The organism is Modicisalibacter sp. MOD 31.J (assembly GCF_020147985.1).
Taxonomy (GTDB): Bacteria; Pseudomonadota; Gammaproteobacteria; order Pseudomonadales; family Halomonadaceae; genus Modicisalibacter; species Modicisalibacter coralii.
In genome coordinates, this window is the sequence record NZ_JAGXFF010000005.1 from 486,191 (window position 1) to 512,006 (window position 25,816).

General features: G+C 60.1%; 26 protein-coding genes. 3 read left to right on the plus strand and 23 right to left on the minus strand.

The genetic code is table 11. The annotated features are described in order from the left end of the window. Window positions 1-162: 162 nt before the first annotated feature. Window positions 163-417: a hypothetical protein gene (locus KGR00_RS19195; RefSeq protein ID WP_224418724.1), complete on the plus strand. Its 255-nt coding sequence runs from the start codon at window positions 163-165 to the stop codon at window positions 415-417. Window positions 418-455: 38 nt separating this feature from the next. Here KGR00_RS19195 and KGR00_RS19200 read toward each other — a convergent pair whose 3' ends face one another. From KGR00_RS19200 to KGR00_RS19220, 5 genes are read right to left on the minus strand one after another with little or no spacing between them, the layout of a single operon-like run. After that, window positions 456-1,988 (minus strand): conjugal transfer protein TraG N-terminal domain-containing protein, encoded by a 1,533-nt coding sequence (locus KGR00_RS19200; protein ID WP_224418723.1) that lies wholly within the window; start codon window positions 1,986-1,988, stop codon window positions 456-458. Continuing rightward, complete coding sequence (locus KGR00_RS19205) at window positions 1,985-2,362, minus strand: hypothetical protein (protein ID WP_224418722.1); 378 nt, start codon at window positions 2,360-2,362, stop codon at window positions 1,985-1,987. Before KGR00_RS19205 ends, KGR00_RS19200 begins: the two co-directional genes overlap by 4 nt. Continuing rightward, window positions 2,359-3,795, minus strand: a complete 1,437-nt coding sequence (locus KGR00_RS19210; protein WP_224418721.1) for a hypothetical protein — start codon at window positions 3,793-3,795, stop codon at window positions 2,359-2,361. Before KGR00_RS19210 ends, KGR00_RS19205 begins: the two co-directional genes overlap by 4 nt. Then, window positions 3,792-4,760 carry a TIGR03756 family integrating conjugative element protein gene (locus KGR00_RS19215; protein WP_224419854.1) on the minus strand — a complete coding sequence of 323 codons (969 nt, stop codon included), beginning with the start codon at window positions 4,758-4,760 and terminating at the stop codon, window positions 3,792-3,794. Before KGR00_RS19215 ends, KGR00_RS19210 begins: the two co-directional genes overlap by 4 nt. Window positions 4,761-4,777: 17 nt before the next feature. Further along, window positions 4,778-5,209 carry a TIGR03757 family integrating conjugative element protein gene (locus KGR00_RS19220; protein ID WP_224424513.1) on the minus strand — a complete coding sequence of 144 codons (432 nt, stop codon included), beginning with the start codon at window positions 5,207-5,209 and terminating at the stop codon, window positions 4,778-4,780. Window positions 5,210-5,592: 383 nt separating this feature from the next. Between KGR00_RS19220 and KGR00_RS19225 the strand changes: the two genes are divergently transcribed. Beyond that, window positions 5,593-9,477, plus strand: coding sequence for a hypothetical protein (locus tag KGR00_RS19225; RefSeq protein ID WP_224418719.1), 3,885 nt, complete (start codon window positions 5,593-5,595; stop codon window positions 9,475-9,477). Window positions 9,478-9,736: 259 nt separating this feature from the next. After that, window positions 9,737-10,003, plus strand: a complete 267-nt coding sequence (locus tag KGR00_RS19230; RefSeq protein WP_224418718.1) for a hypothetical protein — start codon at window positions 9,737-9,739, stop codon at window positions 10,001-10,003. A gap of 8 nt (window positions 10,004-10,011) precedes the next feature. On the opposite strand, the gene KGR00_RS19235 is transcribed toward KGR00_RS19230, so the two are convergent. The 18 genes from KGR00_RS19235 to KGR00_RS19320 form a co-directional block, all read right to left on the minus strand. Further along, window positions 10,012-10,887: a hypothetical protein gene (locus KGR00_RS19235; RefSeq protein WP_224418717.1), complete on the minus strand. Its 876-nt coding sequence runs from the start codon at window positions 10,885-10,887 to the stop codon at window positions 10,012-10,014. 96 nt (window positions 10,888-10,983) lie between these two features. Beyond that, window positions 10,984-11,739 (minus strand): DsbC family protein, encoded by a 756-nt coding sequence (locus tag KGR00_RS19240; protein WP_224418716.1) that lies wholly within the window; start codon window positions 11,737-11,739, stop codon window positions 10,984-10,986. Continuing rightward, window positions 11,736-12,386 carry a hypothetical protein gene (locus KGR00_RS19245; protein WP_224418715.1) on the minus strand — a complete coding sequence of 217 codons (651 nt, stop codon included), beginning with the start codon at window positions 12,384-12,386 and terminating at the stop codon, window positions 11,736-11,738. Before KGR00_RS19245 ends, KGR00_RS19240 begins: the two co-directional genes overlap by 4 nt. Continuing rightward, complete coding sequence (locus KGR00_RS19250) at window positions 12,356-12,910, minus strand: DUF2726 domain-containing protein (protein WP_224418714.1); 555 nt, start codon at window positions 12,908-12,910, stop codon at window positions 12,356-12,358. Before KGR00_RS19250 ends, KGR00_RS19245 begins: the two co-directional genes overlap by 31 nt. Before the next feature lie 11 nt (window positions 12,911-12,921). Continuing rightward, on the minus strand, window positions 12,922-15,879 hold the full coding sequence (locus KGR00_RS19255; protein ID WP_224418713.1) for a conjugative transfer ATPase: 2,958 nt from the start codon (window positions 15,877-15,879) through the stop codon (window positions 12,922-12,924). Further along, window positions 15,879-16,379, minus strand: a complete 501-nt coding sequence (locus tag KGR00_RS19260; protein WP_224418712.1) for a TIGR03751 family conjugal transfer lipoprotein — start codon at window positions 16,377-16,379, stop codon at window positions 15,879-15,881. The genes KGR00_RS19255 and KGR00_RS19260 overlap by 1 nt, the downstream gene beginning before the upstream one ends. Continuing rightward, the gene (locus KGR00_RS19265) at window positions 16,342-17,832 is read right to left on the minus strand and encodes a TIGR03752 family integrating conjugative element protein (RefSeq protein ID WP_224418711.1); all 1,491 of its coding nucleotides are present in this window, start codon (window positions 17,830-17,832) and stop codon (window positions 16,342-16,344) included. Before KGR00_RS19265 ends, KGR00_RS19260 begins: the two co-directional genes overlap by 38 nt. Next, a complete protein-coding gene (locus tag KGR00_RS19270) occupies window positions 17,829-18,677 on the minus strand; it encodes a TIGR03749 family integrating conjugative element protein (RefSeq protein WP_224418710.1) in 849 nt (282 codons plus the stop codon). The genes KGR00_RS19265 and KGR00_RS19270 overlap by 4 nt, the downstream gene beginning before the upstream one ends. After that, a complete protein-coding gene (locus KGR00_RS19275) occupies window positions 18,674-19,327 on the minus strand; it encodes a PFL_4703 family integrating conjugative element protein (RefSeq protein WP_224418709.1) in 654 nt (217 codons plus the stop codon). The genes KGR00_RS19270 and KGR00_RS19275 overlap by 4 nt, the downstream gene beginning before the upstream one ends. Beyond that, entirely contained in the window at window positions 19,324-19,734 is a 411-nt protein-coding gene (locus tag KGR00_RS19280; RefSeq protein WP_224418708.1) for a TIGR03750 family conjugal transfer protein, read from the minus strand. The genes KGR00_RS19275 and KGR00_RS19280 overlap by 4 nt, the downstream gene beginning before the upstream one ends. Before the next feature lie 11 nt (window positions 19,735-19,745). Beyond that, window positions 19,746-20,120 (minus strand): TIGR03745 family integrating conjugative element membrane protein, encoded by a 375-nt coding sequence (locus tag KGR00_RS19285; RefSeq protein ID WP_224418707.1) that lies wholly within the window; start codon window positions 20,118-20,120, stop codon window positions 19,746-19,748. 30 nt (window positions 20,121-20,150) lie between these two features. Further along, window positions 20,151-20,366 (minus strand): TIGR03758 family integrating conjugative element protein, encoded by a 216-nt coding sequence (locus KGR00_RS19290; RefSeq protein WP_224418706.1) that lies wholly within the window; start codon window positions 20,364-20,366, stop codon window positions 20,151-20,153. After that, window positions 20,366-20,713 carry an RAQPRD family integrative conjugative element protein gene (locus KGR00_RS19295; RefSeq protein ID WP_224418705.1) on the minus strand — a complete coding sequence of 116 codons (348 nt, stop codon included), beginning with the start codon at window positions 20,711-20,713 and terminating at the stop codon, window positions 20,366-20,368. The genes KGR00_RS19290 and KGR00_RS19295 overlap by 1 nt, the downstream gene beginning before the upstream one ends. Before the next feature lie 161 nt (window positions 20,714-20,874). Then, window positions 20,875-21,528 carry a TIGR03747 family integrating conjugative element membrane protein gene (locus tag KGR00_RS19300; RefSeq protein ID WP_224418704.1) on the minus strand — a complete coding sequence of 218 codons (654 nt, stop codon included), beginning with the start codon at window positions 21,526-21,528 and terminating at the stop codon, window positions 20,875-20,877. A gap of 37 nt (window positions 21,529-21,565) precedes the next feature. Further along, on the minus strand, window positions 21,566-23,749 hold the full coding sequence (traD, locus tag KGR00_RS19305; protein ID WP_224418703.1) for a type IV conjugative transfer system coupling protein TraD: 2,184 nt from the start codon (window positions 23,747-23,749) through the stop codon (window positions 21,566-21,568). 11 nt (window positions 23,750-23,760) lie between these two features. Beyond that, window positions 23,761-24,318, minus strand: coding sequence for an integrating conjugative element protein (locus tag KGR00_RS19310; protein ID WP_224418702.1), 558 nt, complete (start codon window positions 24,316-24,318; stop codon window positions 23,761-23,763). A 21-nt stretch (window positions 24,319-24,339) separates the two neighbouring features. Then, window positions 24,340-25,053, minus strand: a complete 714-nt coding sequence (locus KGR00_RS19315; RefSeq protein WP_224418701.1) for a lytic transglycosylase domain-containing protein — start codon at window positions 25,051-25,053, stop codon at window positions 24,340-24,342. A 3-nt stretch (window positions 25,054-25,056) separates the two neighbouring features. Continuing rightward, on the minus strand, window positions 25,057-25,815 hold the full coding sequence (locus KGR00_RS19320) for a TIGR03759 family integrating conjugative element protein (protein ID WP_224418700.1): 759 nt from the start codon (window positions 25,813-25,815) through the stop codon (window positions 25,057-25,059). Window position 25,816 lies beyond the last annotated feature (1 nt).

Consider the following 25,816-nt stretch of genomic DNA (forward strand, 5'->3'; position numbering starts at 1 on the left):
AATATTGCGCCCCTGGATCAAGTTGCTACTGACGCGCGAACAAGTCGCTGTCTCAGCACTCTGGGTTGACTTCGCGAAAAAAATGAATTATGCGTTGCCCTCTCCATCGGTAAGGCATAATATGTCTGTATCGCCATCGACAGCACCGTGGGAGATTGCCCCATGAAATTCACTGATCTCTTCACCCCCAAGGGACGCCGCGCAGTTGGTACGCTGTCTCTCGATCTGCTCAAGATCACCGGCAAGGTTGCTGTTGCAGGCTCGGCTGGACTGGCAGGGGCACTGGCTAGTACCGCTGCATCCGCCAAACCTGTCAATGTTGATGATGCAGATGAAGTCTGTGCATCTCTCAAAGATGGTTACCGTGATGGCTACGAAGGTTACGGCTACTACAGCGGTGGCTTCAAAGCAGACTAGGCGAGGAGATGGAAGCCATCTCCTCTACCAATTTGCAACTATGCAGCGCCCTTTGTTGCTGCCTTAGAAGCTATCTTGCTACCTTCGTTTCCAGCTTTCTGTGCCCCTGAGACGCCCTCGCTGAGTCCTCCAATGGCTCCTCCAACCTTCATTCCTGCCCACCCTAGGATCGTCACCCAAATTCCCGGCAAAATCAGGAATGTCGCCCATTCCACGAACACCAGAACCAGCTTGTCATATCCGTTCTGTCCCGCTGCGATGAAGCTCATCTTGGCAGCATCGGAGTCGTAGATGAGATCGATCAGGTTCGAGTTGATCCAACGCGCCAACTCCCACCAGAAGGTCAGGAACCACAGGGCGAAAAGCCCGAATGTCGCCGTGCCGGCCACCTTGAACGAGTAGCCCGATACGATCATCACGAACGGCAGACAGATCACCACGGCCATGATGAGGATGTACTGAACCATCGGTAACGCTCGCTTGAGCATATCCATCCCGGCCTTGCCGAGCACACCCGCAGCGGCGCCACCGACGCCTCCGACGGCCATGGAGACCGTATCCCCGACGTCATCGAGGACGTCGCCATCCAGGTTGCCATAGCCGGTGACGGCAACCGACTGGTTACCGTTGGCCGAACCAGCGCGTTGACTGATCAACCGCCGGATGACCTTGCCTTCGGCATCGGTGGACGAGAAGACCGAACTCAAGTTGTCCCAGAGCCCGGGATCGACCTGGTCGTGCAGTCTCGAGTAGAGACCGGCGTTCTCATCGCTCCACCACTCACTGCACCTCGGATAGCCCGGACGACCGGGCCCGGTACCCGGACGCGCCTGGTCGCGAGATGCGTCGTAGGGAAACCCCGTGACCGGCCGGCCGGCGTAGAACGTATCGTAGTAGCCAGGCGTATTCAGGAAATACTCGCTACCGAGCCAGTCGACATCCATGGCGTCGGTGGCGTCGATCGCGCCGGCCTCCCGGAACAGCTTGTTGCGCGCCGCGCCGTAGCACTGACGCTGGAATTCGCCCAGCTCGTGGCGCAGGCCAGGATCGGAGATCTCCTGGGCATCGATTTCCGAGGTGATCGCCTGGAGATCCGGGGTGCAGGGAATGCTTGAGACGGCGACGTTTGTGATTCCCTTGGAGACGGCATGAACAAAGGCCCACCACAGCGGGATCTCGGCACCCTGTCCACCGATCGCGTTGAGCGTGGTGCTCCCCCACTGCCCCTGACCGATCACCGAGACGCTGCACTCGTTGCCGTCGGCATTGGTACGTTCGGTGGCATTCACCGGGTTGAACGACAGATCCATTATTGGCGCGCAGGTGAACGCATAGCAGAGCACCATGGCATAGAGGCGCGTCTCCAGACGAACGACGAGCAAGGAGCCCTTGTTCCCCTCGTCCTCGCCTTCTTGGCGGACCTTGAACCACTCAGAGGCGATCAGCGCGATGAATGGCACCAGAGCCAGGCCCGTTTGCGTCAGCGACGACCAGAGGGTGTTGTTGATCACCCAGCCGATCATCAGCATGACCATCTCCAAGTAGTCGTTGACGTTGAGATCGGCGGTCATGACGCATCCCCCAGCCAGTCGATGAGATTGAGTAGTTCGATACCGGCCATGACGCCGATCGCCAGACGCTCGATCCGCCCCAGACGCTGGCGTGCCGCTACGCCGCCGTCATCGTCCTCGGCGAGCCGCTCGAGAACGCGAGGCTTCCAGAGACGGACCCAGGCGGTGACGAGAGTGGCGTAACAGGCCCACCGCCACAGGAACAGCCAAGGCAGTGCCGCTCGTCTGGCGGCCTCGAAGGCCTCGCGGCTTTCCATCAGATGAATCCCTAGCGAGACGATCGCTCCGCTCAACAGGACCATCAGAACGAGGACCACGAAAAAGACCACCAACGATGGCCAGCGGCGCGGGTCGATGAGTCGAGAGCGTGTCATTCGCTCGCCTCCTGGATCGGACGGCCGCGCTCGTCGAGCCGCGGCTGCGGCAGGGCAGTCTCGTCGGGACTGGTACCAGATGCACGATTGGCGGCGCGGCGCAGCGCCTGCATCGCGGCATTGCTCGCCAGCGATTGACGGATCTCCATCTCGCTCTTGAGCAACTCGATATCGCGGTTGAATGCCTGGAGCTTGCGATCGAGGGCCGACATGCCCTCTTCGTTGTTCTCGATGCCCGGATCGCTGGTTCCCGCGATCAACGTTCGACGAGCCCACATCGCCTTGGTGAGCGTGCGCGCCAGGGCCATCTCGCTGGCCAGACGCTGGGCAAGCAGAGGACCCTGGGGATCGGCCCGCATCGCCTCGATCACGCCGCGCGAGACGGCCAGTCCGTTGCCCGCCGAAACGGCGTTGAGTTTGGACTGAGTGATCGCGCCGCCGTTGAGCATGTCGACCAGGTGTTCGTGAATCGCCTTCTGTTCGTCCTCGAGTTCGCGGATCAAGCCGGTGCCGGCGATACTTGCCGTCTTGTCGCACCCATCGCAGGTACGGATCTCGGTATCGCCGACGATCTTCCGAGTCCATTCGGCGGCTGCCTCGGGCGTCCCCCAGAGTGTACACATCCCACCCTGGCAGTCGCTGCCGGAACCGGTTCCTCCACCCCCCATTCCGCCACCACCGGCAATGCCTCCACCACCGACCCAATCGCCATTCGAGGTGGACACCGAGCCCCACCCACCTCCGCCACCCGAAACCGGAGCCTCGGATGTCGTATCGGTGCGCCCGTGGAGCAGGTTGTAACCCGCCTTGGCCGTGTCCTCGACGACGCGCACCGGCTCCTGGCCTTGACCACCCCGCTTCTGTCCTCCGACCCATGTGCGTCCGGCATTGCCGGCCTGAGCCTCGGCTTCCTCCTGAGCCGCGACGGCATCGGTGTTCGAGGCAGCGATGTCCTGCCAGTTCTCCGCCATTGCGGCTTTCTGCATCCGGCCACCGAGCGTGGCGTCCGCGAGTTCTCGAGACATGCGCTGACAGGAGAGCTTGGACTTATCGAAGTCGAGTCGTCCCTGTAGCACGCCGTTGGTCAGCAGGTCATAGAGTCCGGGGTTGGCTCGTTGAATGATCATGGCGGGCAGACTGGCAACCGCGCCGGTGGCATTGCTGACCACGTTGCCCATCATGTCCTCGAACCCGCGCGTCACGCCATTGAGCTGATTGCTCACGGTCGCCCCGAGGTCGAAATTTCCGCACGTCGCGTCGACGTCCCAACGGATTCCGAGGGCCCTTGGCCGTGGCGTATGGCCAAGGCCGGCAGAGGCCTCGAACGGCGCGGCGCCGCCGATCTCGTAGTAGAGCCCATCCCGTGCCTCGACCAGAGAGGGCAACGCCAGGGTCGCCAGGACCGCCAATAGCCACCGTCGGCTCATCTTCATAGATCATTCCCTCCCGTAAACCAGAGCAGTTCCTGACCGCGCTTTTTGCAGCAGCTGTACGGCCGCCACAGGGCCCAGACGTAGTCCCCCGGCGCCTGCAGTTCGTTTTTCTCGCCGCCGTCAGGGAACACGGCACAAGAATCCACCGGATCCGGCTCAAGCCGCTGCCACTTGTGCGTCTCGGGATCCCCTTCCATGACCGGATCGGGCGGCCAGCGGCCGGAGTTGGCGCCGCCACTCGGGCTCAGAGGCCAGTAGACGTGTGGCTGGCCAGTGCGCGTGACGATATCGGCGACACGCTGGGCAACGGTCGCGGCGACCTTGTAGTCATGGGTCTGGGAGACGAAACCACTCCGCGGATAGATCGGACTCCACATACCCTCGTGAACATCCAGACTGTCGCCGAGCTCCCGCACCCCGGGAGTCAGCGCCTCGGGATAGGCCGACTCGGGGATCCCCGATCGCCAGGCCAGCGAGTCAAAGGTGGATAGCAGATAGGGCCTGAACGGCACGGCCTCGCTATCGCAGGAAAATCCGAAGCTGCTCAGAAACTTGTAGAACACTTCGCTGGGGTGGCCTATCGCGTCGGCATTCTTGAATCGCGTATTGATGTGCTGGTTCGACATCGCCTCGTTACTCGAACCACCGCCCCCAGCGATACCGTCGATGACGTTGGTCGTCGAGAGCGCCATCATGTCGGCGGCTTCGGTCCAGGGGTTCTCGCCGGTGTTCTCGTAGGCACTGACGACCAGCTCGGGGATGTAGTGCTTGACTCGAATCGAGGTTCTGACCGTGCAGCCGAACGGCGTGCAATAGAGCCAGGCACAGATGCCGATGACCTGGTAGTCGAGGCACTCGGTGCTCGTCGCCGAGGCTGCGATCTCCGCCGTGGAGATGGCCCGGGCCTTGGGCGCCGAGAGAAGGCCGGCGATCCCGACGACCAGGACGGCGAACACGTAGGGCATGAAGCGCAATGCCTGTTTCATCGGTCGCCCTCCCTCTCATGCTCGATTTCCTCGAGCGCCGCCTGCACATCGGGCTCGCCATAGACGACGTAGCGGCCATCGACGACGACGGCGGGCACTTTCTCGACGCCCAGCATCCAGGCCCTGGCGATTCCGGTGTACAGCTTCCCGTAGTGATCGAGGGTCTTCTGCCAGTCAGTGCCGTTCATCCGGGACTGGAGCACATGCCGGGCGCGATCGGGGTCGGCCGGCAGATCCCGTGAGATCCGGGCATCGAGACGCGCCGGCGCATCCAGCTCGATGACGGCGGCACGCTCGGGGGCGTTGACGATGGGTTCGCCGGTGATGGTGAACACCTCGACCCCGGCTGACGCCGTTCCAGCCGCCAGGATCGTGGCTAGCGACAGCGCCAATGGCAGGGCTCGAGACGATGATGGAGAGAAGGTCATGACAGCGTCTTCCTCGACGGATTCATGACCAGGTGTACCGGGAGGCGCTAGCTGCGACAGCAGAGAATGTTAAATTGCCAGGTCAAGGTTTTCCTCGATAGCTGGGAGACCGCCATGAACTAGCGATGCCCTAGTATGTGTACTGTACTGGAGAGACTCACCAACCACTGCCCCCTTCAGGGATGGATTTTGCGTGATGCATTGCTATGGTCCGGCCACCGGTGAGATCGAAACACATCAAGATGGCCGCATTATCTGCCAGCCGCAGTGCGCACCAACCAGGAAGGAAGTGGTTCAAAAACATAACGAATTAACTCTCCTTCTCTCCCAAGTGCTAAAAACGCGAACCGCTCTCAAATAATCGACCGCCAAAAGGGCATTTTATGATTTTCGAAGTCAGCCCAAGACAAATCGAAAGACTAGATGAGTCCAAAATTGTCAGCCTGCTTCAACGCCTGATCACGGCAGAGCTCCACAAGAATTCAATTCCCCTACGGTCAGGTACAGCACCTGCCCAGATAACGATCCCCGACGGGGGAGATGACGCTCGTGTTTCATGGTCTGGCGGCCCGAATGAAACCGACTGGCTTCCAAGCCGCTTCACTATTTTTCAGAGCAAAAAAGGAAAAACAACTCCTGGAGGGCTAAAAGCCGAAACACAAACAAAGTCTACGCAAGGCAGCAATAAACCAATATTGAACGAAGCTATTAAAGAAGTCATATCAAGAAACGGGGCTTATGTTGTCGTCACTACTACTCCAGTGGTTGGAACAAATGTCGACAAACGTATCATCAAGATCAGAGAAGGGATCCGTGAAACTGGCTATGACCCAGAACTATTATCATCAATCCAAATTTACGATTGCAATAAGATATCTAACTGGACAAACAACCATCCGTCTGTGGCTCTATGGCTAAACTCTATATTGCGTGAGGTTAACCTTGGTGGCTTTCAGACATTCGAAGACTGGGGGCGCACACCTGATATTTCACGCATTGACTTTCAGATAAATGAAGACAAGCGCTTTTCCCTCAAAGGCACGGAAGCACAAACATGGAATAAAGAGAACTCATCAATCACTCTAAAACAATCATTTGTTATGATTAGAGAGACCATTTCATCGTTCTTCCTAGGCAGAGGCAATGCAATCCGTGTGGTAGGGCCATCTGGATACGGAAAGACCCGTTTTGTACACCAACTCATAGCGAGCCAGGAACATACAAACCAAGATACTCTCAGTGAAAGCCAGATAATATATTGCGTATACGACGATGTTAGAGACAGGCTATTTAGTATAGCGCAGGACATTGTTGACACTGGATCTTGCGCTCTACTAATCATAGACGACTGCCCAAACGATATCCATACGCGACTCAGCGACATAGTTCATCGTGAAGGATCTAACTGCCACCTCATCACCATAGGGGTAGAAACCAATGCCCATGGCAAAGATCAAAACTTAATTATTGAAATCAACCGCGCATCGGATAAACTCATCGATGATATCGCAGTAGCGACAAACAGAAAGTCGAGCAAAAAAAATGCTTCGATTATACGTGATTTATCGCAAGGCTTCCCAAGAATGGCCATTTTGGCCTCGCTGGCTCTGGAAGGGGGAGATGAAGAGCTTAGCTCAGTCGAATCGCTAATTTCACGAATCGTCTGGGGTGAACATAAAGAAGACCAATCTGCCTTTGAAAGTCTGCAAACCCTAAGCCTTTTCACAATTGTCGGGTTAGAAAATGACGCAGCCAACGAACTTGAAGATCTCGCTAAATATTGTACAAAAGATAGACTTACAATGTTTAAGGAGCTGCAGCGTTTTACTGGAAGAGGGGCTCTACTTCGTCAAGGGGATTATGGTGAGGTGCAACCAATCCCTCTCGCTATGCGCTTAGCAAACCAATGGCTTGAATATAGCCCAGAAGGAGAACTGGAGAATTTATACCAGTCTGTCAATGAAGAAATGAAAATAAAGATGATTGGGAGATTGCGCTGGCTCTCTTGGTCAGAAAAAGTAACCAGATTTGCCCGCAGACGGATCGCCGAATCATTACCTGATGAAACAGCCTTAGATAGTGAGCTTGGTTCTCAGCTCCTTGCCCGATTTGTCCATTTGGCTCCTGACGCCACAATGGAGCACCTCTCCGCACTACTAAGACACAAGTCGATTGATGAACTATTAAACTTTAAAACCGGAAGGCGCCACACAGTCTTCGCATTGGAAAAACTTGCTTTCCGACATCAGACTTTTATTTCTGCCGCAAGGCTTCTATTAAAACTTGGGGCTTCTGAAAATGAGAGCTGGTCCAATAACGCTTATGGGCAATTTGTACAACTTTTCCAGCTTCACCTCTCAGGAACTGAGGCATCACCGGTAGAAAAACTTGAAATACTCGACGAGGGCCTTAGTGATACCGATACACGCATACGAAAACTTTGCGTGGATGCCTTGAACCGTATGCTTGAGACCGGCCGTTTTTCAAGAAATGGCGGAGCCGAGCAAATTGGAGCAGGAGAAGCCTTGGAAGACTGGCGACCGACGACATATGTACAAATATTTGACTATTACAGGAATGCCTTTTCAAGGCTTGTAACAATCGCGACTAGCGCAAAGGACCCTTATAAAGGAAAAGCACTAGCAATTATAGCCGAGCACCTAAGGGCCTTTTATTCAATAGAGCCTATGTTTGACGAACTACAAGCCCTCATCGATCAACTTCGAGAGGTGCATCCAAACTGGCACGCACCAGCTTTAAGCCTAAATGAATGGCTGTATTTTAATAGAAATGATGCAAGCAAAGGGCATCAAAATAGATTGCGACACTACTACGATGAGCTTCTACCCGTAGGAGTAATCAACCTAATTTACTTCTATAGCAGCGGCTGGGCAATAGATTTCCACGATCCTGACATCTGCTATGATCCTGATGGGGAAAACAGCTTTGATTTTCAAGCTAACGAAATCCACAAATTAATAGACAAAAGCCCAAATGATGCAAATTTTTTCTTCCCACTTCTCGACAAGTACATGTCCAGACCGGGAAACAGCTCATGGATAGCCATGCTCCGCGTTGCACAACACGTCGATGAACCCGAGAGCTTACTGAATTATATTTTAGAATCACACCCTGCTGACATTGACCCGGCGACGCTTTCTAAATTAGTGCAAAATGTCATATCAGGTGCCACACAGTCAGACAGAGAAAAGGGTCTTGAATGTATGGATATCGCTCTTAAAGAGCCAAAATTAAGAAGCTCATCAATTGAATTCTTATCCGCTGCCGGCCTTGATGATGACCTCCTACGGCTAGCGACAAACTTCATAGAAGATGGCACAGTTGAACCATACCAAGCAGGAATACTAACACTGAGCGACAATCTCAAGAGCATTGATCCGAGCCTAATTGAGAATCTTGTAAGAACACTACACAAGAAAAAGGGACCAGGAGCATGGGCAGCCATCTATTTCTTAAATCACGTACTAAATCGCCCGCAGATAAATATAGAAATCTATATTGAATGCATCAAAGACTCAGTCATAAACAGAGCCCTATACTACAAAGAAAACTACACCGCCATGGACTGGCATTACTGGGACAATCTAGTTGAAAGACTGCTTGAAGGTGGCCATTCTGACGCAGAATTCAATGAAAACCTGACCAATTTCATTATTGATGTCATTGGCATAGATGACTTCAGCGTTCAACTCACTTTCGACGATTATGCACAAAAAGCCCTTGAGCGATTAATATCGCACTCTCCCCGACTAGTCTGGGAGCTATATCATGCAGCAAGAGAGAGCACAGACGTAACAGCCAAACACAGGCTTCCAAGCTTATTCAGGGGGAGCACCAGCGATCCCTCAAGCCCAGGCGTTCTTAACGACGTCCCACAAAGCATCTATATCCCTTGGATGTTAGAAGATAAAGCGACACGCATGCCTTTTATCATGAGCTGGATACAACTGTTTATCTCAAAAACAGAAGGGCAAAAATGGTCCTCGGAATTTATTCATTTCATAGACAACAATGTTGAAAACGAAGAAACAATGGACTCTTTGACATCACGCTTAACAGCCGGGTCTTGGGTAGGCTCGTACGCCAATAAGCTTGAAAAGGAACGAGATAAGCTTTTCCAGCTACGCGATCTATCAAATAACCCACATGTGCATCGCTGGATTAGTAAAACCGTTTCTCAGATTGACCGAGCGATCGATGAAGAACGCAGGCGCGACGCCAATCGAGAGGCTTCTTACCGAGCATGAACAAGGATATCTGGCAGGAACGGCTACTAGCATGCTATAGACCTGCGAGTAGTACGATGCTAAATGCATAGTTAATAACAGCACGGCGTTCTGCTGTGCTGAACTCTATCAAACGCGATCAGACCTGGTAGACTTCAGCCTACACTAGCGCAATATCTCAGGCAGTGAAATGGAAGTGATCCGAATTAACATTCCCTGTCACTACTTAATGCGGGCGGTTTTATAGTGCTATATTGTCCGTCCACACAGGAACGAAATGATGAGCAACGATGATCATGCTCCCTTGAACAACCCCGCAAATCTGGATGCCAATCCGCCCCCGGCCGGCGAAGCGGACCTGTCCGGTGATGACTACATGGTATTCGCCATGCAGGATCGGTTTCACCGTTTCAACTTGGGCCTGGAGACCATCCTGGAATGCTTGCACCATGCCGAACGGGAAGGCGCGGTGCCTCGACTACCAGAGTCATGGTGGTTGGCGTTGAACAGTCGGTACGCTCTGTGCTTCCGCAACGAGTCGGGTTAATACTGACCTTATCCGCGGCTACCCAGGATCTTCTCGGCGAGACCGACCAACTCTTCCCGGCGTGGCCGCGTCGCTCGCTCGGCCGGTGTCCGAACGAGGTTTCTGAACCGATTCCGATCGAACTCTATGACCTTGCTGTAAACCGGGGCGTTATCCCGCCCGTGGGAGACGACCATTTTCATGGATTCTCTCAGGTTCCCGTCCTCATGACGCGCACGGTGATGGATAAAACAGAAATCGACTTCCACGAACTGCCCCTTCCGCCATGTAACCTGCATTCTGTCTCGATCGATCACGGCGCCTGGAACCGTCTTCTCGACGGCATCGAGCATGGCCTCGTCACCCGGGACGCGCCGACCTACCAAGGACTTGGAGAGCGTCATATAGGCGAAAACCCAAGGGACATTCTGCAGAGTAGCCCCCATATACTGATGGCCTTCCTGCCCGCGATAGTCGATGAGCATTTGCTCGGCGAGCTTGGCGGTGATCTTGAGACCGATGTCCTGCTCCAGGAGATAGATCACCCTGTCGAAGTTCGGTACCAGAATATCGAGGATCTTGTCGCCCAGGGGATCAGACCCGGAACGACGGGCATCCCTGTCGTATCGGCGCGGCGCCGAATAGGGGCAGTTGTCGTAGGCGAACTGACGATAGACGGAGAGTCCTCGAATAGATCGACCATAGTGCCGGGCATAGGGTTCTGGGGTATGGGCCGAGCGACGATAGAAGCCAATGATCTGAATCGGATTGTCGCAACCGGGGCACACGGCGAAGCAGGACTTCTCGCCAGTTTCGTTGTTGGCGTACCAAGGGTTACGCCTCCCCGTTTCCTCTTCGAACCGCGCACGATCGAGGGGCTTCTCGTCCCAGTCTTCGACTTTCAACTTGTATACCCTCATCAATCCCCCACCCGGCAGTGAAATAACACGAGTCTAACCAGTTGGGAGTCGTGGAAGGAATGTTCTGCGGGAAATCAGCGATTATTCACTGGCTCGCTGAACGGCCGTGATCAGTTCGTGAGCCGGGACGTACCCCTCGCCCATCTCTCCGTTGGGAAGAACGATGGACGGGGTTCCTTGAACCCCAAATCGCTGTCCCAGCCGGAATCCATCTTCGACGGCTGTTCGGCAACGCTCGGTTGCTGCCGAGTCCAGCACCTGCCCCCTGAAGGCGGCCGTCAAAGCGTCTTTCGGGGAGTCAGCACATATCGCCTGTGCCAGTTGATGGGCGGCTGGGGAGCGACCACCAGCACGCGGAAACGGGACATAGCGCACCGTCACGCCGCCAGCGTTGAGCTGGTCGATCTCCTGATGCAACCGTTGGCAGTATGGGCATGTCGTGTCGGTGAATACCGTGACCGTGCCGATTGGCCTCCCCGCGGCCGGGAACGTGATCAGCGAATCGTCGGGGATTCGCTTCAGTCTCTCCAGGCGGCCTCGTCGGTCGTTCTGCTCCGTGACGTTGACGAGCCCCTCCGGAGCATTGTCGTAGAGGTTGCCGACGACCATGTGCCGCCCCTGGACATCGCTGTAGAAAACGTCACCGTTACGCAACCGCACCTCGTAGATAGGCCCCGTGATGTCGACCCGCTGTACCGACTCGGGTGTCACGCTCTGGCCGTTGATGGTGAGTACGTCGAGCGTTGGCGGCACATCGTCAGTAGTCGCGGCCGCTCCGCCCCCGCTGAGCATCATGACGACGCCGGCGAGCCCCAGGGCTTTCCAGAAACGGTTCATCGCAGCTCCTCGAGACACACGAGCGCGGTATCTCCACCATAGGTTCCGACCGTCCAGCAGTCGTTGAGCGTGATCGCCGGCAGCGAGAGGGATTCATGGATATCGATGTAGCGGCAGCCCTCGTGGATCGACTCCTCGACATGGGCATTGCGCGCCGGCGAGATGCCCTGGCACTTCAACCTCGAGAAGCGGTTGCGTCCGATCTCGGGGTTGGCGTGGCCCTCTGCGTATTCGCTGCGCGACCACCAGTTGGCCACGTCCATCGAGTAGGTCCTCCCCTCCCCTTCGGCAAACGCCAGGTCGACGCGATGGGCGACCTGGAAGTGCCCTGGTGGGAGATTCACGACCGCCACCGTCCAGTGGAATGTCACGGTGCCTTCGTATCCGCCTTCCGGTAGGGGAACGAAATGCCCCAGATGGCACGCGTCGGACCCGCCGACGTAGTAGAGGCGATTCGGATACGGCTGACGGATGGTCCAGCCGTCCGGCGGCGAAACGGGATCATCGAGCCAATCCACCGACACCGCCAGGGAGATATCGTCGATTGCCAGGTCATCGAAGGGGTCGACCTGGAGAACCGGCAACACGTGCAGCGTGCGCTGACGCGCATCGACGTTCATGGCGTGGTAGATCTGGAGTTCTGACATGCAGTCGATCCTTGTGTCGGAGTCGCAAGAGCCCCGGGGAGATGGGGCACGAGACGAGAGTGGATCGCCGCGACGTCATACCGGCGGCGTGCCGCGAAGCGCAGTAGCGGTACCCCCGCCGACGCGAAGGCGCGATCCACGAAACGATCCCGGCGCCTCCGATCACCACGCCGATGGCTGCGATCGTCGAGTTCGAGCGCCGCAAGAATCCGTCCACCGTTCGGTTCGCAGAGGACGAGATCGACGTGCTTCGAGCTGATCGCCCGGAAGTGACGCCACCACCGCTGGTCACGGGAGTGGCGTCGACGGAAACTCACGTCCAGGACATCGGCGATACGTACCTTGTTGGCGATCATCACGCGGGAACCCACGGCCCGCGATACCGCCGCCATGAACGCCTGCTCGGTGGGAGAGTTCAGCGCCTCGCGACCGACATAGGGCAGCCGCCTACGTGCCGGCACCAGGTACCTGACGGCCCAAAGACCGAGCGTTATCACCATCAAGGCCAGCACGACCAGATACACGAGATCTCCTGTCATGCTCCAGCCCCCGCCGCCGTCTCGAGGCCGCGCAGTCGGTCGAGCTTCTCGGCGACCTTGATCGCGGCATCCAACTCCGAGCAGCCGAACTCCCGCATGATCTTGGCGCGTTCCGCCTTCTCCTCGGGCTCGGTACCGGCCAGGGAGAGATATAGGCTGGGCGGCACGACTCGGAACAAGGACTGGAGTCGGCCCCCAAACACCACGCCCTCGGTGTACTTGCCGGATGCCTTGGTCGCCGACTCGACGAGCATGCGCTGCTCATCCGTCAGCGTCTTGAATCGGCTGACCTCGGCAATCTCGCTGGGCGGCATATTGAGCAACAGCCACCACTCCATCATGCTCAACATTTTGGCCGAGACGTCCGGGAAATCCTTGACGTTCTGGGTGGCCAGCCACAACCAGTGATTGAGCTTTCGCCCCATCTTGGCCACGCCGACGAGAAACGGTGCCAGCAGCGGGTTCGCCGTCAGCAGGTGGCACTCGTCGATGACCTGGATGATCGGCCGGCCGCTGTATTGATCGCGCTCGGCCATGGTGGTGATCATGTTGGTGATCGACATCACGGCCAGAGCCAACTGCGCCTCGTACCCGGGATTGGCATAGTGCGCCAGATCGATGAGGGTGACGTCGCATTCAGGCCAGGCTTCCCCCGGTTGGTTGAACTGGTTGAACACCTGGCCATCGAAGCCGTCGCAGAACATGCCAACCCCCTCGCCCATCAGGTAGGCGCGGTTGCGGCGACCCTCGGGTAGATTTTCGTCCCGAGAAAGCGTATAGAACGCCTGGCGAACGTCCTCGGACAGGCACTGGCGACCCTCGGTGTGCGACTTCTCCGCGGCGATCATCACCGCGTCGCGCACCATGCGATTGTCGGCTCTGCGGTAGTCGGCTTCCTCCTTCGGGTCGCCGCCGGTGATCATCAGGCGCGCCATCATCTCCATCTCGCCGAGCAGATCGCGCTCGACGTCTTCCTCGCCGGTGTCGTCGGTGCCGATCGCTTCGAGCAGCGCTTCGGGCGTCTCGGCAGGGGCATCAGGCGCCTCGCCGAAATCCTGACGATCGCGCACCACGCGGCGCTCGCGCATCTCGGGGTCCAACAGGCGATGTGCCTCGGCGAACGGCGGGAGCTTGGCGTTCGCTCCCGGGGCGAGCTTCACCTTGTTGACCGACAGCCCCATCCGCTCGAAATAATCGGCCAGCAGACCGAATGAATTGCCCTTCTCGATGATGAACAGGCGCGGCCGGCGCATGGCCACCACCTGTCCCAGCATCGAGTTCAGCGTCGCCGACTTGCCGGCACCGGTGGGGCCGAAGACGAACATGTGAGCGTTTTGTTTGCGGTCCAGCTTGTTGAGCGGATCAAACGTCAGCGACTCCCCTCCGCGGTTGAAGAAGCTGATGCCGGGGTGGCCGGTGCCTCGCGCGCGCCCATAGAACGGCGCCAGGTTGGCGAGGTGCTGAACGAAGTTGAACCGCGTATACCAGCGGTTGTTACGGTCGATCTCGGGATCGAAATTCATCGGCAGCCAGCGCAGGTAGGTATTCAAGCCCGCGACCTCGTTCTCGGGCTCGACCGGCTTGAGGTCGGCGGTGCTGAGCTGCGTCGTCAGGTCCATCACACGACGATCGAGATCTTCCTCGTCGCGACCGCTGACGAAGAACGCCAGCGCCGACTGATACATCTTGTGATCCTTGCCCAGATAGTCCCGAGCCTGATCGCAGTCCGCCCGGACGTTGGTCGCGAGGACGCTGTCGCCGACGGCCTTGTTGCGCAACTGCTCGATGTGACTTTCCAGGGGCTCCTGGGGGATGGCAACGATCGTCAGACAGGCCTCGACGCCCAGGGGCAGCACGTCGAAGGTGGCGTTGCGAACCGACGTCTGGCCGCGAGAGATCTCGGCGGTCAAGTGCCCCACCTTCGGCACCTTCCGGAGTTCCTCGACCGGGATGACACGCTGCGGCTGCCCGTCGAAATACCACAGCCCCGATTCGACGTCGGCGCGGGGCGAGCTGGCCAGCATGCCCTCGGCGAGATCGTACGACCACATCCGCTCCCCGGGCTCGTCACCGGGATAGTCGAAGATGTCGTAGAAGCGCTGCGGGTCATCGGGCGAGAAGCGAGGACGCGGGTTGAATCGCGGCATCATCCAGCGATGGAAGTCGCGACCATCATAGCGGCGCATGGGCAGGCCGGCGCTGGCCAGTTGGGCCTCGAGCTTGCCATAGACGTGGTTGATCATAGCCTCGGGCGACAAGCGCGAGCGGCGTTCACCGAGCTTCGCCTTGTTGTCGCCCGCCCAGCGATACAGCACCAGGCGCGTGCGCCGGGTCTGTCCCCGCCAGGTGGTTTGGGTGATGACGTCGTCTTCGAACAACCCGTCCGGCTTGGAGATCGCCTTGAAATGCGCCTCCATGCTGGCCAGCCAGGCCTTGGTGTATTCGGTATCCCTGAGAGGCTCTGGAATCCCGTCTCGGATGCGCTCGAGATCCTCGCGAGGGTCGGTATCGTCCTTGGTATAGAGCTGAACGACCCACTGGTTGGTATCCAGCTCCGGCAGGCTGTCCTGCAGAGCCGCCTCGATCTGATCTCTCACGGCGACCAGGGCGTCGAGGGAACGCCCCTCGGAGGGTACCGGCGTCACCTCGGCGACCACCCCGAGCGAGACGCCGTCCTCGAGCAGAAAGCAGCCTGAATCCGGGAGGTATTCGACCCACGGCAGCCGGCTGGCGAACGATGGGGCGCGACGGTATGCCTCGCGGATCTCACTCATCGTCGGCGCCTGACCCCGCGGCAGAGATAATGGCCGCCCACTCTCGTCGGTCAGCAAGGGCCGCTCGTTGATACCCTCGGCACGTGCCGTCTCGCCGTCGTGCCCGTTCGCCCCTCGCTTTCCATTGTCCCGCGGCTGCGGCGAGAACAGGCGGTTCATGACGTCATCGAACATCGACATCAGCGCACCCTCCCCGCCACGCGGGGGCGGGCCCCCTCTCCAGGCATGGCATACTGCGGTTTGTCGTAGAGCGGAAAGACCGTCGAGTAGCCCGGGACCGGCACCGACTCGCCGCCAGCGAGATGGGGATAGACAAACATCACCAGGTCGGGGTTGGGCAGCCGCGAGAACTGGCTATAGATCTCATTGGCCGCGTCTCGGGTGTAGCGCGTCTGCTCGGCGCGCATCTCGCCGACTCCGATCGGACGACGAAGCGCCCCGCGGGCATCGTCCACGGCACGCTGTCCGGGACTACCGGTACGGTGGCCATCGCCACCGGCCGTTGAGCCCTTCTCCCAGAGTTCCTGCATGGTCATGCCGTTGGTCGGCATCATCTCGTCCTTGGAGGTCGCACAGCCCGACAGCAGCACGAGGCCGGCCAATCCCAGCAGTACGATCGCGCCGCGCGATATCGCGCGTGAATCAGTCGAGCCCGACTGTGGTCGCGGTTGACGTGTCATAACGCACCTTCCTCCCCTCGGTCTCGTAATCGATCGGTAACTGCTTGTCGATATGGATGGCCACGGTCTCGCCCGGCGGCACATAGACGGCCGCGAAGGCTTCGCCGTAGAGCTGGTTGACCCACTCGCTCATGTCGTTGACGCCCTGGCTCAGAATCTGTCCCACGGCCTGATTGCCGGTCATGGCCTGGGAGACCGTGCCGTTGGAACCGAAGGAGGTAACCGAGGTCGAGTCGTCGTCGGACAGCATCGTCGCCACGCCCGCGCCCGCCGCCGTCAGAAGGCCCTGGGTGCCGAGATATTGCCGGGCATTGCTGCGCCGGGCGCCGCTGATGCAGGGAATGCCGCTTCGATCGCTGATCCAGCCGATCGCGTTGCCACCGCCGATGGTCCGGTCACCGGAACGTCGGTTGCCGTTGCCACCCCCCTCGTTGACATCGTCCGGTGACGGCACCGTGCGCACCGTGCCATCCGCGAAAACGAACGTGAGGCTGGTGATGTTTCCGCGCACGCAGGAGAGGGTCCAGTCCCCCGTCGCCGTGCCGCTGGCCACGGCGGCCTGGACCTCGGGCAGCTCGATACCGTTGGCCGTCAGGTTGTCCTTACCGATCATGACTTTGAAGGGATACGGGTCGTTGACGGCACCATCGACCGGCACGCGGCCCAACAACGCCGTCATCGCCAACGAGCCCATCAACGTCGAGTTCTGGGGAATGGTGTAGACCGGCTCCACGGTGGCGGCGTCCGGCTGCCCCGTGACCTTGGCCTCGACCGCGCTGGATGTGCGCGATGCGAAGTCGCCCACTTCGCTTGCCGCGGCCTTGAACGAGGTCGGGAACGCGGGCCCACCGTCGCGGCCGCCCGGTCGCCGCCCCTCGTCCTCTCGCTGGTCCATCGGCTCGACCCACGCCAGCCCCTGGTCAGTCTCGTAGCCACCTCCCGGAGTGCCACCGCCCTCCAGGCCCAGCCCGATCGGCATGTCCTCGCTGGACGAGGATGAGTCTCCACTCTGCTCGTCCGGCAACAATCGCTGCACTCGCTGCTCGAAGCGCGACAACAGCGACTTCTCGCTCCGCTCTCGTACCGCCTGCTGACGCCGGCGCTCCTCGCGAATCGCCGCTTGAACGGCGGTGTCGACGTCGGTCTTCCGGCTCGAGAGCCGTTCGTTTTCCTCGATCAACTGATCGATTCGTTCCTCCTGTTCCTGCTGTTGCTGATTCCACACGTTCATCTTGCCCACCAGCGTGGCCACGGTGTCCTGCGCGGAGTCGCCGCTGATGCCCAGCGCATCCATCTCCTCGCGGGTCAACGTCCGCGAGGCGTCTTCCTCGGTCTGAGTGCCACCCCTCCCGTCGCTATCGCCGCCGCTGCAGCCCTTGACCACGATCAGGACCATGGCGATGACAGCGATGGGGACGCCGAATTTCAGCAACGCATTGCCACGAGGCTTCATGAGTCACCTCCCCGGGTCTGGGCCAGGGGCACCGCCTGAGCCAGGGACACGCCGTTGGTGACGATGAACACCGTCGTCGTGTCCTCGGCACTACCCCGCGGCCCCAACGTGGGATGCATGAAAGAGGCGCTATGCAGGTCCCCCTGCAACCAGCGAGGATCCAGCGCGAACTCGCGCGAGGGATCGCGATTGATGAGCCTGACCGCCGTGACCGTCCAGCCATCGAGTTTCCAGGCCGCGACCGGTGTCGCCGTGACCGGCAACGACGGCATCAGGGACGGCAGGCTGGCGGGCAGGCGCATCGCCACCCGACCGATTCCCTCCACGGGGTCGATCGTGCGGGTCGGTGCATAGAGAGACTGTGCCGCGAAACGGGTCAGCACGACCGGCACCGGCGTCCCGGCGGTCGCGCCTTCCGTCGAGCGATCATTGTCCTCGCTCTCTGCGGTGGCGCGGCTCTCGGGCCCATCGGGGATGACGACCTTGATCTGCTCGTCGCTGGCTCCACTCGACTTGGCGGACAGATCGAACAACACGACCTGGTTGGTCTCTACGTCCTGGATACGCACCCGCTGCGTATCGAACGGTCGATTCGCCTTGAGATAGATGGCCCCTCCGGCACTTTGCACACGCAGCGTATCGGGATCGGCTATCTCGCGAGGCAGGCCGACCCTGACGTTACGGTCGAGAACGATGACGCGTTCCGTGCCAACCGGGAGATCGACGGGTAACGGCTTGCGATCCCAGTGCAGGATCTCCACTGCCTGGGCCTGAAGCGCGAGGCTCAGCAAGGCGACGAGGACGCCGCCGCGGAGCAGTGCCGGGAAGACGCATTGGCGAGTCATGAGGACGTCTCCTTCCGAGGGATCTCCAGGCGTTGTGCCGGTCGGGCTAGGCAGTCGAGCTGCATGCCCCACTTGTTGTTCTGCGGGTCGCCGTCTGCCCGCACGACGCGAATCGGAAAACGCATGTAGACGTCGCGAATGGGTGTGCCCGCGTAGCTCTCCTTCACCGCGAGGTCGAGATTGACGATCCATTCGTCCCGGGAAACGATCTCCACCGACCCCGGACCGGATGGCGCATTGCTGAACCCTCGTCCAGGAATCTCGAACACCATGCGCTCGCGCTCATCGAGTTCGTTGCGCTGCTTGCGATGACGGTAGTCGGTCTCGAGCTCGGCCTGACACGACGGCGTCAGAAACGGGGAATAGGCATAGAGATTGCGCTTGTAGTCCTCCTCGCCGTTGGTGGGCCAGCGATTGATCTGCTGCCACACATAGGTCGTGAAGGCGTAGACCGCCGACGGCGGTTTCTCCCACCACTTCTGGGTCGAGCCCGAGCGCAGGTCGGGGGGAATGGAGATCGTCAGATCCCGGGGCGCGCTGTACCAGCCGTACCCCAGCGCCAGACACGCGACGACGAGTCCGCCGCATGCCGCGCGCAGGGTATTGATGTGGGAATCTCGCCCGGCCAGGGCATTGCGTAAACGACTCATCGATCGTCTCCCATCAACCGGCGGCGTCCGCGTCCCCGAGATCCGGGATCGCCAGGATCTCCCCCTACGCGATAGACCCCGGAACGGGTGATCAAGCGCTCGCGTCCCGATGCGATACCGAGTGTCGCGAGCTTGAACGCCAGCTGCCGGTAGAGCATCGAAGGCGGTCGCCCTCGACGTAGCCGACGCATGATGGTGCCGCCCATTCCCAGGGAGCAGGCCATGCCCGCCACCGCCACCGTCGGCGCCATCGCCGGCATGCCCATGACGATGGCCAGCACGATGCCGGGTAGTAGTGCCGTCGATAGGCCGGCGACCGCCATGATCACGACCTCGCGCAACGTCATGCCACGAAACACAACGGGCGGGTCATTGATACGCCGTGGAATGAAGTCGATGCTCGACATGGCGCCGCTCCTTACTGCGCCAGAATCGGCGCGGCCTCGGTGGTGAGCCAGATGACGAGCAGAAGCAACAGCACGCCGACGAATCCCGTCACACCGAACTTGCTCCACTCGCCCCTCACCCGGGCTTCGTTGAAGGAGGCGAGGCAAGCCATACCGACCCAGATGAATGCCACAGAACACAGTGCCAAACCCCCGAGCACTAAGCCGTCGTACATATACCCCTGAAACTGGGAACGAATGCCTCCGGTACCCTGTGTCGGGCTCTCGAGGGTGGGCAAATCGGCCAGGCTCACGCCCGGCAATATCATCGCGATCACCACGACCAGACGTCGACTCGCGTTATCGGTCCAGCGGGTGGCATGCTTCAGAAGCGATCGGAAGACCATGTCGAAACTCCTCGGTGGATGGTTCTTGAATCAGAGAAATACCCAGAAAAACAGCAGGATCAGCAGTAACGTCCGCCAGGCGACGATGGACAACACGTCGCCATCGACACGGTTCTTGACGAACCCCCGATAGACCGAGAGCAGGATCCAGCAGGCGGCAAGCAGTGCCAGCGCGCAGCCGACTCCGGCGATCAGCAGGTAGAGTTCGTCCCCCGTCATGCCGGATCCCGTTTCGAAGGCATCCATCACGCCCCCTTGTCATCGAGATAGTCGCCGTCGATGGGCCGTGGCCGACGTGGCAACGGGCGCTCGGGAGAGAGGTAGGAATCGATCCCGGTGACTATCGACTCGAGATCCGCACGAAGTCGCGGGATGTCGAAGTAGATCCGAGTCGTGGCGGGATCGGCTTGTTGCTGCCGGGCATCGATACGATCGACGACGACCTCTATCTGCTCGATCTGAGTCTGGATCAACGCCAGATCGCGCCGCTGGATCTCGTCGATATCCGTGGCGCTCGCCGGCGACGACACGCCGGCGATGCTGGCCACTAACCCGCCCAGCAGAACGTGAAAGCGCTTCGGATGAACCGTCATGTTTGAGTCCCATCGTGAATGGTGACGCCATGACTTCATGGTCGGGGGAACACGCGCGAGGATCAGCCCGAAACGTTAAGCGCATCGACCACGTATTCTGCCGACGAAAAAAGCCCCCGCGGGGAGCGGGGGCAAGCGGGGGAGTCGACAACTGTCAGATGTCAGAGGTACTTCTTGAAGCTGGCGGTGGCGATCGCGATCATCAGCCCGAACAGCAAGGCACAGGGCAGCAGGAACAAATTCGGATGGATCGAAAACGGCAGGGAGAGGTAGATCAACCACCCGGTCAGGAAAATCGGTGTCACCATACGCTTGGCATGGTGATAGACGAAGGCGGACTCGCGCCCCGCTCCGAACCGCCGTAGATCCCGGCTGACGAGACCATCGGTGAATCCCATGATCGCGGCCAGGGCGAACAACGGAGAGGTCAGCGCCAGAATCACGCAACGAGTCAGCGTCATCAGCGTCACGTACATGGCCGCCTGGAGGTAGGTCTTGAGCGTCCCCACCCAACCCAGCGCATCCGCGCCCTGCTCGACCCAGCCAGCAATGCCGGTCTTCACGAACAGCCATTGGTAGCAGGTCTCGACGACCAACGAGGCGAATTCCACGGGCGACGAGACCAGCAGGGATCGCGTGAACTGGCTATCGAGATATCCCATCTCCGATAACATCGTCTGCCGAGCGTGCATCGAACCCGGTTGCCCGAACCATTGGAAATAGATGCCCAGCCACTCGATCGCCACCGAACAGATGATCGAGACGAGTACGATCCAGATCAGCGAGAAAGGGAGCTGGATGAGGGTCCCGATCATGCCCGTGCGCTTTTCCTCGGCTCTGTGCGCCTGGGCGTCATCCCTCGCCATGCATCACCCCCGCACCATCGTCGGACGTCGTCGAAAGCGACGTTCCCGCCCCCCGTGGCCCGGCTTGCGGCTCCGTTGGCTCGAAGTCCAGATGGATCGGTGGTGGCATCACGCCCTCCCACCACTGATCGCCGGTGCTGTACTTGGCTCGCATGCGGCGCGCGATATCGGCCACGTCCCTGGGGACGTCATCGGCCTTGTCGGGCAACGGCAACGGCATCCGCAACTTCCAGAGTTGCCCCCCCTCGATCAGCAAGAACGCCTGGCCCTTGGGGAGGTTGATCACGTCGTTCGAGGTGATCATCTCGACCGGATCGGTGCCGATGCGGTCCCCCGCCGATGAGCTGAAATCCTGATCGGAATTGACGTCGGCATTGTCGCTGGCCATTGATACCTGCAGACGCGTCGAGACCTGGACCTTGGCCAGTTGGTCGGTGAGAAGCCTGGCGGTGCGCTCCTCGCGCACGCGCAGCATGATGAGCGTGTTGAAGTTGCCGACGACCTGGCCCGCCTTGGCGGCATCGCCGATGCGGGCTTCGATGTCGGAGAGGGTCTGTGTATAGGCCGTGACCTGGATGCCGGCGCCGCCCCCTTTGTTGATGAGCGGGATGAACTCGTCGCCCATCAGCTCGTTGAACTCGTCGCAGTGCAGGTTGATCGGCAATTTCCGACCATCGCCCTGCCCCGGCAATCCGTCCTCGGCGCCGAACTTGTAGATGTGGCCTGCCACCGACACGATGTCGGCGAACATGGAATTGCCCACGGCCTGAGCGACCTCGAAATCCGATAGCGCGTCGAGCCCTACGTACACGACCCCCTTCTTGCGAATGATCTGCTGCCAGTCGATGATCGGGCGGTCGTCCTCGATGTCGTCGTAATCGGGCGAGAGCAGCTCGGCGATCTTCCCGCTGGTCAGTTTCTCGAGGAGCGGCAGAAGCGATGCCACGATCTTGTCGAAGTAGGTCTTGTCGTAGCGCACGGCCGACAAAAGTCCGTCGAGCACGGGGTCGGTCAGCGTCTCGATCACCTCGGGCTGCTGCAGGTACTGTACGATCGCCACCACCCGCTTGTGCCGCCCCACCATGTTGCGCGGCATGTTGCGATCGTTGAGCTTGCCCTCGATCTCGGTGATCTGCTTATTGGCGCCCGGCATTCGTGGCTCCAACGTCTCTTGGACGTACTGCATCAACAAAGCATCGATGTTCACCACGTCGGCCAGGATCTGGCTGTAGCTAGGCCGCTCGCCGAGCGCGTGCCGAGCACGGGCGACGATATTGACGAAACGCCAGGCGAACTGACGAAACGCCGCGGAGTTGCCTTCCCCGGAGAGCTGTCCAGTGACGCGGGTCGGCACTTCCGAGAGACGCGAGAATCGACCCACGGCGTTGTAGCGACACGACACATCCGGCCAGCCCAGGTGAAAGATGTAGAACTCGTCGCCACGTCCGGCCTTCTGCGCCTCGGCGTACATTCGAAGTAGCAAGTCGGCGTCGCCCTTGGGATCGAAGCAGATCACGATGTCCCCTCGATGGATGTCTTGAGTGATCAGGATCTCGGCCAGTCGCGTCTTGCCCACGCGGGTCGTTCCCTCGACCAGGGTGTGACCCACCCGCTCGCCGAGCGGCATCCAGACATCGTGCTCTTTCCACTCGACCGCGTGCAGCGCCGGGCGACCACCGACCGGCGGCAACGGCCGCACCGGGTTGAGCATCGAATCCCAGCGCAACAGCGCTGCGATATATTGGCCGACCACTCCGCCTTCCATCGACTGCTCGAGACGCCGTGCTCGCTGATAGAGGGGACTCGGCAGGACATAGGATTCGGCGGCCGGCTGCCCGGCTTCGTGAAGTCGCTGCGTGTGCCGCGCCTGCCACTTGAACCCCTTGCCAAGCCAGAGGCTGCGCTTGCTGACCGGGATCTTCCGCGCCGGCAACGCGAAGCGTGGCAGACGTCGCATATTGCGCCGATAGCGCAGCACGACCCATGCCTGCTGGAAGCGCCAGGCGCCGAACACCAGAAACCCGATGGCGGTACCGAGCCCCACGCTCGGTGCGAGCGCGAGCGACCAGGGCGCGTAGAGGCATAGCGCAGCGCAGCCGACGCTCATCCAGACCGAGTACAGCTCAACCGCCGGACGTAATAGCGACTCGAGAGGATAGTTCTGGCTCATATCGTCGCCCTCTACTGCTCGACTCCGTGCCGACTGATCAGCACGGGGTAATGACGTAGCCCCAGCCGACCCGCCAAGTCGTCACCGGAGGCCGGGCGAAGCTCCAACCCCGAGGCCTCGGCGCGGAGCGCCTGCAGGGATTGCTCGTTTCGAACCTGCACGACCAGTCCGACGGCGTTCATATCGCGCAGGACATCGCCACGCTGAGCGAGCCATTGACGAGACAGATCGTCGTCGCCGATCAGGAAAATCGGTGTGAAGCCATCGGGCAGTTCGATCGAGCGGGCAGGCACCCGGCCCGGTGACAGACGCCGGCTCTCGATCGGCAACATAGCGGCTTCGCCGAATGGCTGGGTTCGAGGCTCGGCCCTATAGCCGTCCCGCTCGTCGACACCGGCGCGGCTGATCGCCACGAAATACGGCCGCGCCGAGCGGCCACCGTGGTCCGCGACCACCACCAACTCCGGCAGCCCGGGAGGACGCTGCGCCTCGTCCTGGGCTTGGGCGGTGATGGCCTGCATGGCAGGCCAGAGACAGAAACCGAGACATAGGGTGCGGACGATCTTCATGAGGATTCCTGACGGTTGATATCAGCGACTGGCGACTTCCGCGAGCCAGCGGCGTGGCGATGGAGTCGTCCAGACGAAATCGTTCTGAACCGGGCGGGGAGATGGTGTTATCCAGGTGAGATTGGGTTGATGGTCGGCCTGTTGAGTCAGGGCCGAATCACCATGGCCACTCGTGCTTGTCAGGGAGACTTGTTCGAGAGAGCGCCCCAATCTCAGCAGCTCCTGGCGAACGGCTTCACGATATCTCGCGGCCGGCCTGCCGCCTGCGGGTCGGTGGTAACGCCCCGCCGCTATCAACCAGTCGCCCGAGTCCTCGAAATGTCGACGAATCAGGGCCGCCGCCTCATCGAGGTTGGCATAGGGATCGAGGCCGGCACACGGATCGCCGAAGCGCCCTCCCACCCCGAACAACTGGGGATGCCAACGCACATTGAGTTGGGCAATGCCGACATCGACGATTCGTGTGTGCTCGAGCGCGTTGCGCAGCGCCCTGCAGGCCGAGGCACGATCGCCGAACCGCAGCGCTTTGCCGGCGACATTGAGCGTCCACGGCCAAGGCCGGATGCCGTTGCCGAGGCTGACTTTCGACTCGGTGCTGGCCACGGCGTACAGCATGGCCGGGGGTATGCCATTGTGCTCGGCGGCCACGACATAGGCTGGAGGAATCGCCGGAGAGTCGGCATCGGCCCGTCCCGCCGTCAAGCAAGCCACTAGCACCATGATCGCCCAGCGCATCCCTCACCCCCTCGGCGCGACGCGAGGCAGCTCGTCGCCATCCACATCGAGCGACTCGCCATGGTTGAGCGTGATATCGCCGTCGCGGACCTGCCTGGCGGGGATACCCACTTTGGACGCCCAGCTACGAATCCGCTCGTCGTCCCCGTTCGCATCGACGACCCAGATATCCATCGCCGCGCCCCCTCGCAACAACCGCTTCACGGTGGCATCGCACTGCCGGCACCCTTGGGTCGCCACGACGACGCTGAGTCGACCAGGAACCTGGCGTGAATCGCTGTCGAACAACGATCGGGTCTCGCCACCCTTCTGGGTGCTGAAGGCCTTGATCGGCATTTCCCCGGGATAGAGACGCTGCCAGGCGGCGTCGTACGCTCGCTGGAAAGCCAGTTCCGCCTCGACGCGTCGACGCTCGGTCTCGACCAATTGCTCGGCGTACTTCTGGCGTTCCTCCTCGGAACGCGCCTCGATCCCCAACGCGGTCAAGGGGTCGAGGTTCGGTGACCAAGTGCCACGCGGCCCCGACATGATCGACTCGTAGCGCGCGTACTCGCGCTCGCTCAGTCCCCACGCCTTCGCGGTACGCTCGCGGCTGTGTTCGATCCGTGACGTATCAACCTCAGTCTCACGGTTACGCTGCAGCGCTTCCCGCTGGATGCTCGGCCCTGGAGGAGGATCAAGCGACAAAGGCACCTGGGCCTCGACGGAGAGCACGGTGCAGGACAGCGACGCGATCAATATCAGGCAGGCACGTTTCGTCATG

Coding starts and splice junctions, on each gene's coding strand:
- KGR00_RS19195 (WP_224418724.1), top strand. CDS start 163: ATGAAATTCACTGATCTCTTCACCCCCAAGGGACGCCGCGCAGTTGGT.
- KGR00_RS19200 (WP_224418723.1), bottom strand. CDS start 1,988: ATGACCGCCGATCTCAACGTCAACGACTACTTGGAGATGGTCATGCTG.
- KGR00_RS19205 (WP_224418722.1), bottom strand. CDS start 2,362: ATGACACGCTCTCGACTCATCGACCCGCGCCGCTGGCCATCGTTGGTG.
- KGR00_RS19210 (WP_224418721.1), bottom strand. CDS start 3,795: ATGAAGATGAGCCGACGGTGGCTATTGGCGGTCCTGGCGACCCTGGCG.
- KGR00_RS19215 (WP_224419854.1), bottom strand. CDS start 4,760: ATGCCCTACGTGTTCGCCGTCCTGGTCGTCGGGATCGCCGGCCTTCTC.
- KGR00_RS19220 (WP_224424513.1), bottom strand. CDS start 5,209: ATGACCTTCTCTCCATCATCGTCTCGAGCCCTGCCATTGGCGCTGTCG.
- KGR00_RS19225 (WP_224418719.1), top strand. CDS start 5,593: ATGATTTTCGAAGTCAGCCCAAGACAAATCGAAAGACTAGATGAGTCC.
- KGR00_RS19230 (WP_224418718.1), top strand. CDS start 9,737: ATGAGCAACGATGATCATGCTCCCTTGAACAACCCCGCAAATCTGGAT.
- KGR00_RS19240 (WP_224418716.1), bottom strand. CDS start 11,739: ATGAACCGTTTCTGGAAAGCCCTGGGGCTCGCCGGCGTCGTCATGATG.
- KGR00_RS19245 (WP_224418715.1), bottom strand. CDS start 12,386: ATGTCAGAACTCCAGATCTACCACGCCATGAACGTCGATGCGCGTCAG.
- KGR00_RS19255 (WP_224418713.1), bottom strand. CDS start 15,879: ATGTCGATGTTCGATGACGTCATGAACCGCCTGTTCTCGCCGCAGCCG.
- KGR00_RS19260 (WP_224418712.1), bottom strand. CDS start 16,379: ATGACACGTCAACCGCGACCACAGTCGGGCTCGACTGATTCACGCGCG.
- KGR00_RS19265 (WP_224418711.1), bottom strand. CDS start 17,832: ATGAAGCCTCGTGGCAATGCGTTGCTGAAATTCGGCGTCCCCATCGCT.
- KGR00_RS19270 (WP_224418710.1), bottom strand. CDS start 18,677: ATGACTCGCCAATGCGTCTTCCCGGCACTGCTCCGCGGCGGCGTCCTC.
- KGR00_RS19275 (WP_224418709.1), bottom strand. CDS start 19,327: ATGAGTCGTTTACGCAATGCCCTGGCCGGGCGAGATTCCCACATCAAT.
- KGR00_RS19280 (WP_224418708.1), bottom strand. CDS start 19,734: ATGTCGAGCATCGACTTCATTCCACGGCGTATCAATGACCCGCCCGTT.
- KGR00_RS19285 (WP_224418707.1), bottom strand. CDS start 20,120: ATGGTCTTCCGATCGCTTCTGAAGCATGCCACCCGCTGGACCGATAAC.
- KGR00_RS19290 (WP_224418706.1), bottom strand. CDS start 20,366: ATGGATGCCTTCGAAACGGGATCCGGCATGACGGGGGACGAACTCTAC.
- KGR00_RS19295 (WP_224418705.1), bottom strand. CDS start 20,713: ATGACGGTTCATCCGAAGCGCTTTCACGTTCTGCTGGGCGGGTTAGTG.
- KGR00_RS19300 (WP_224418704.1), bottom strand. CDS start 21,528: ATGATCGGGACCCTCATCCAGCTCCCTTTCTCGCTGATCTGGATCGTA.
- traD (WP_224418703.1), bottom strand. CDS start 23,749: ATGAGCCAGAACTATCCTCTCGAGTCGCTATTACGTCCGGCGGTTGAG.
- KGR00_RS19310 (WP_224418702.1), bottom strand. CDS start 24,318: ATGAAGATCGTCCGCACCCTATGTCTCGGTTTCTGTCTCTGGCCTGCC.
- KGR00_RS19315 (WP_224418701.1), bottom strand. CDS start 25,053: ATGCGCTGGGCGATCATGGTGCTAGTGGCTTGCTTGACGGCGGGACGG.
- KGR00_RS19320 (WP_224418700.1), bottom strand. CDS start 25,815: ATGACGAAACGTGCCTGCCTGATATTGATCGCGTCGCTGTCCTGCACC.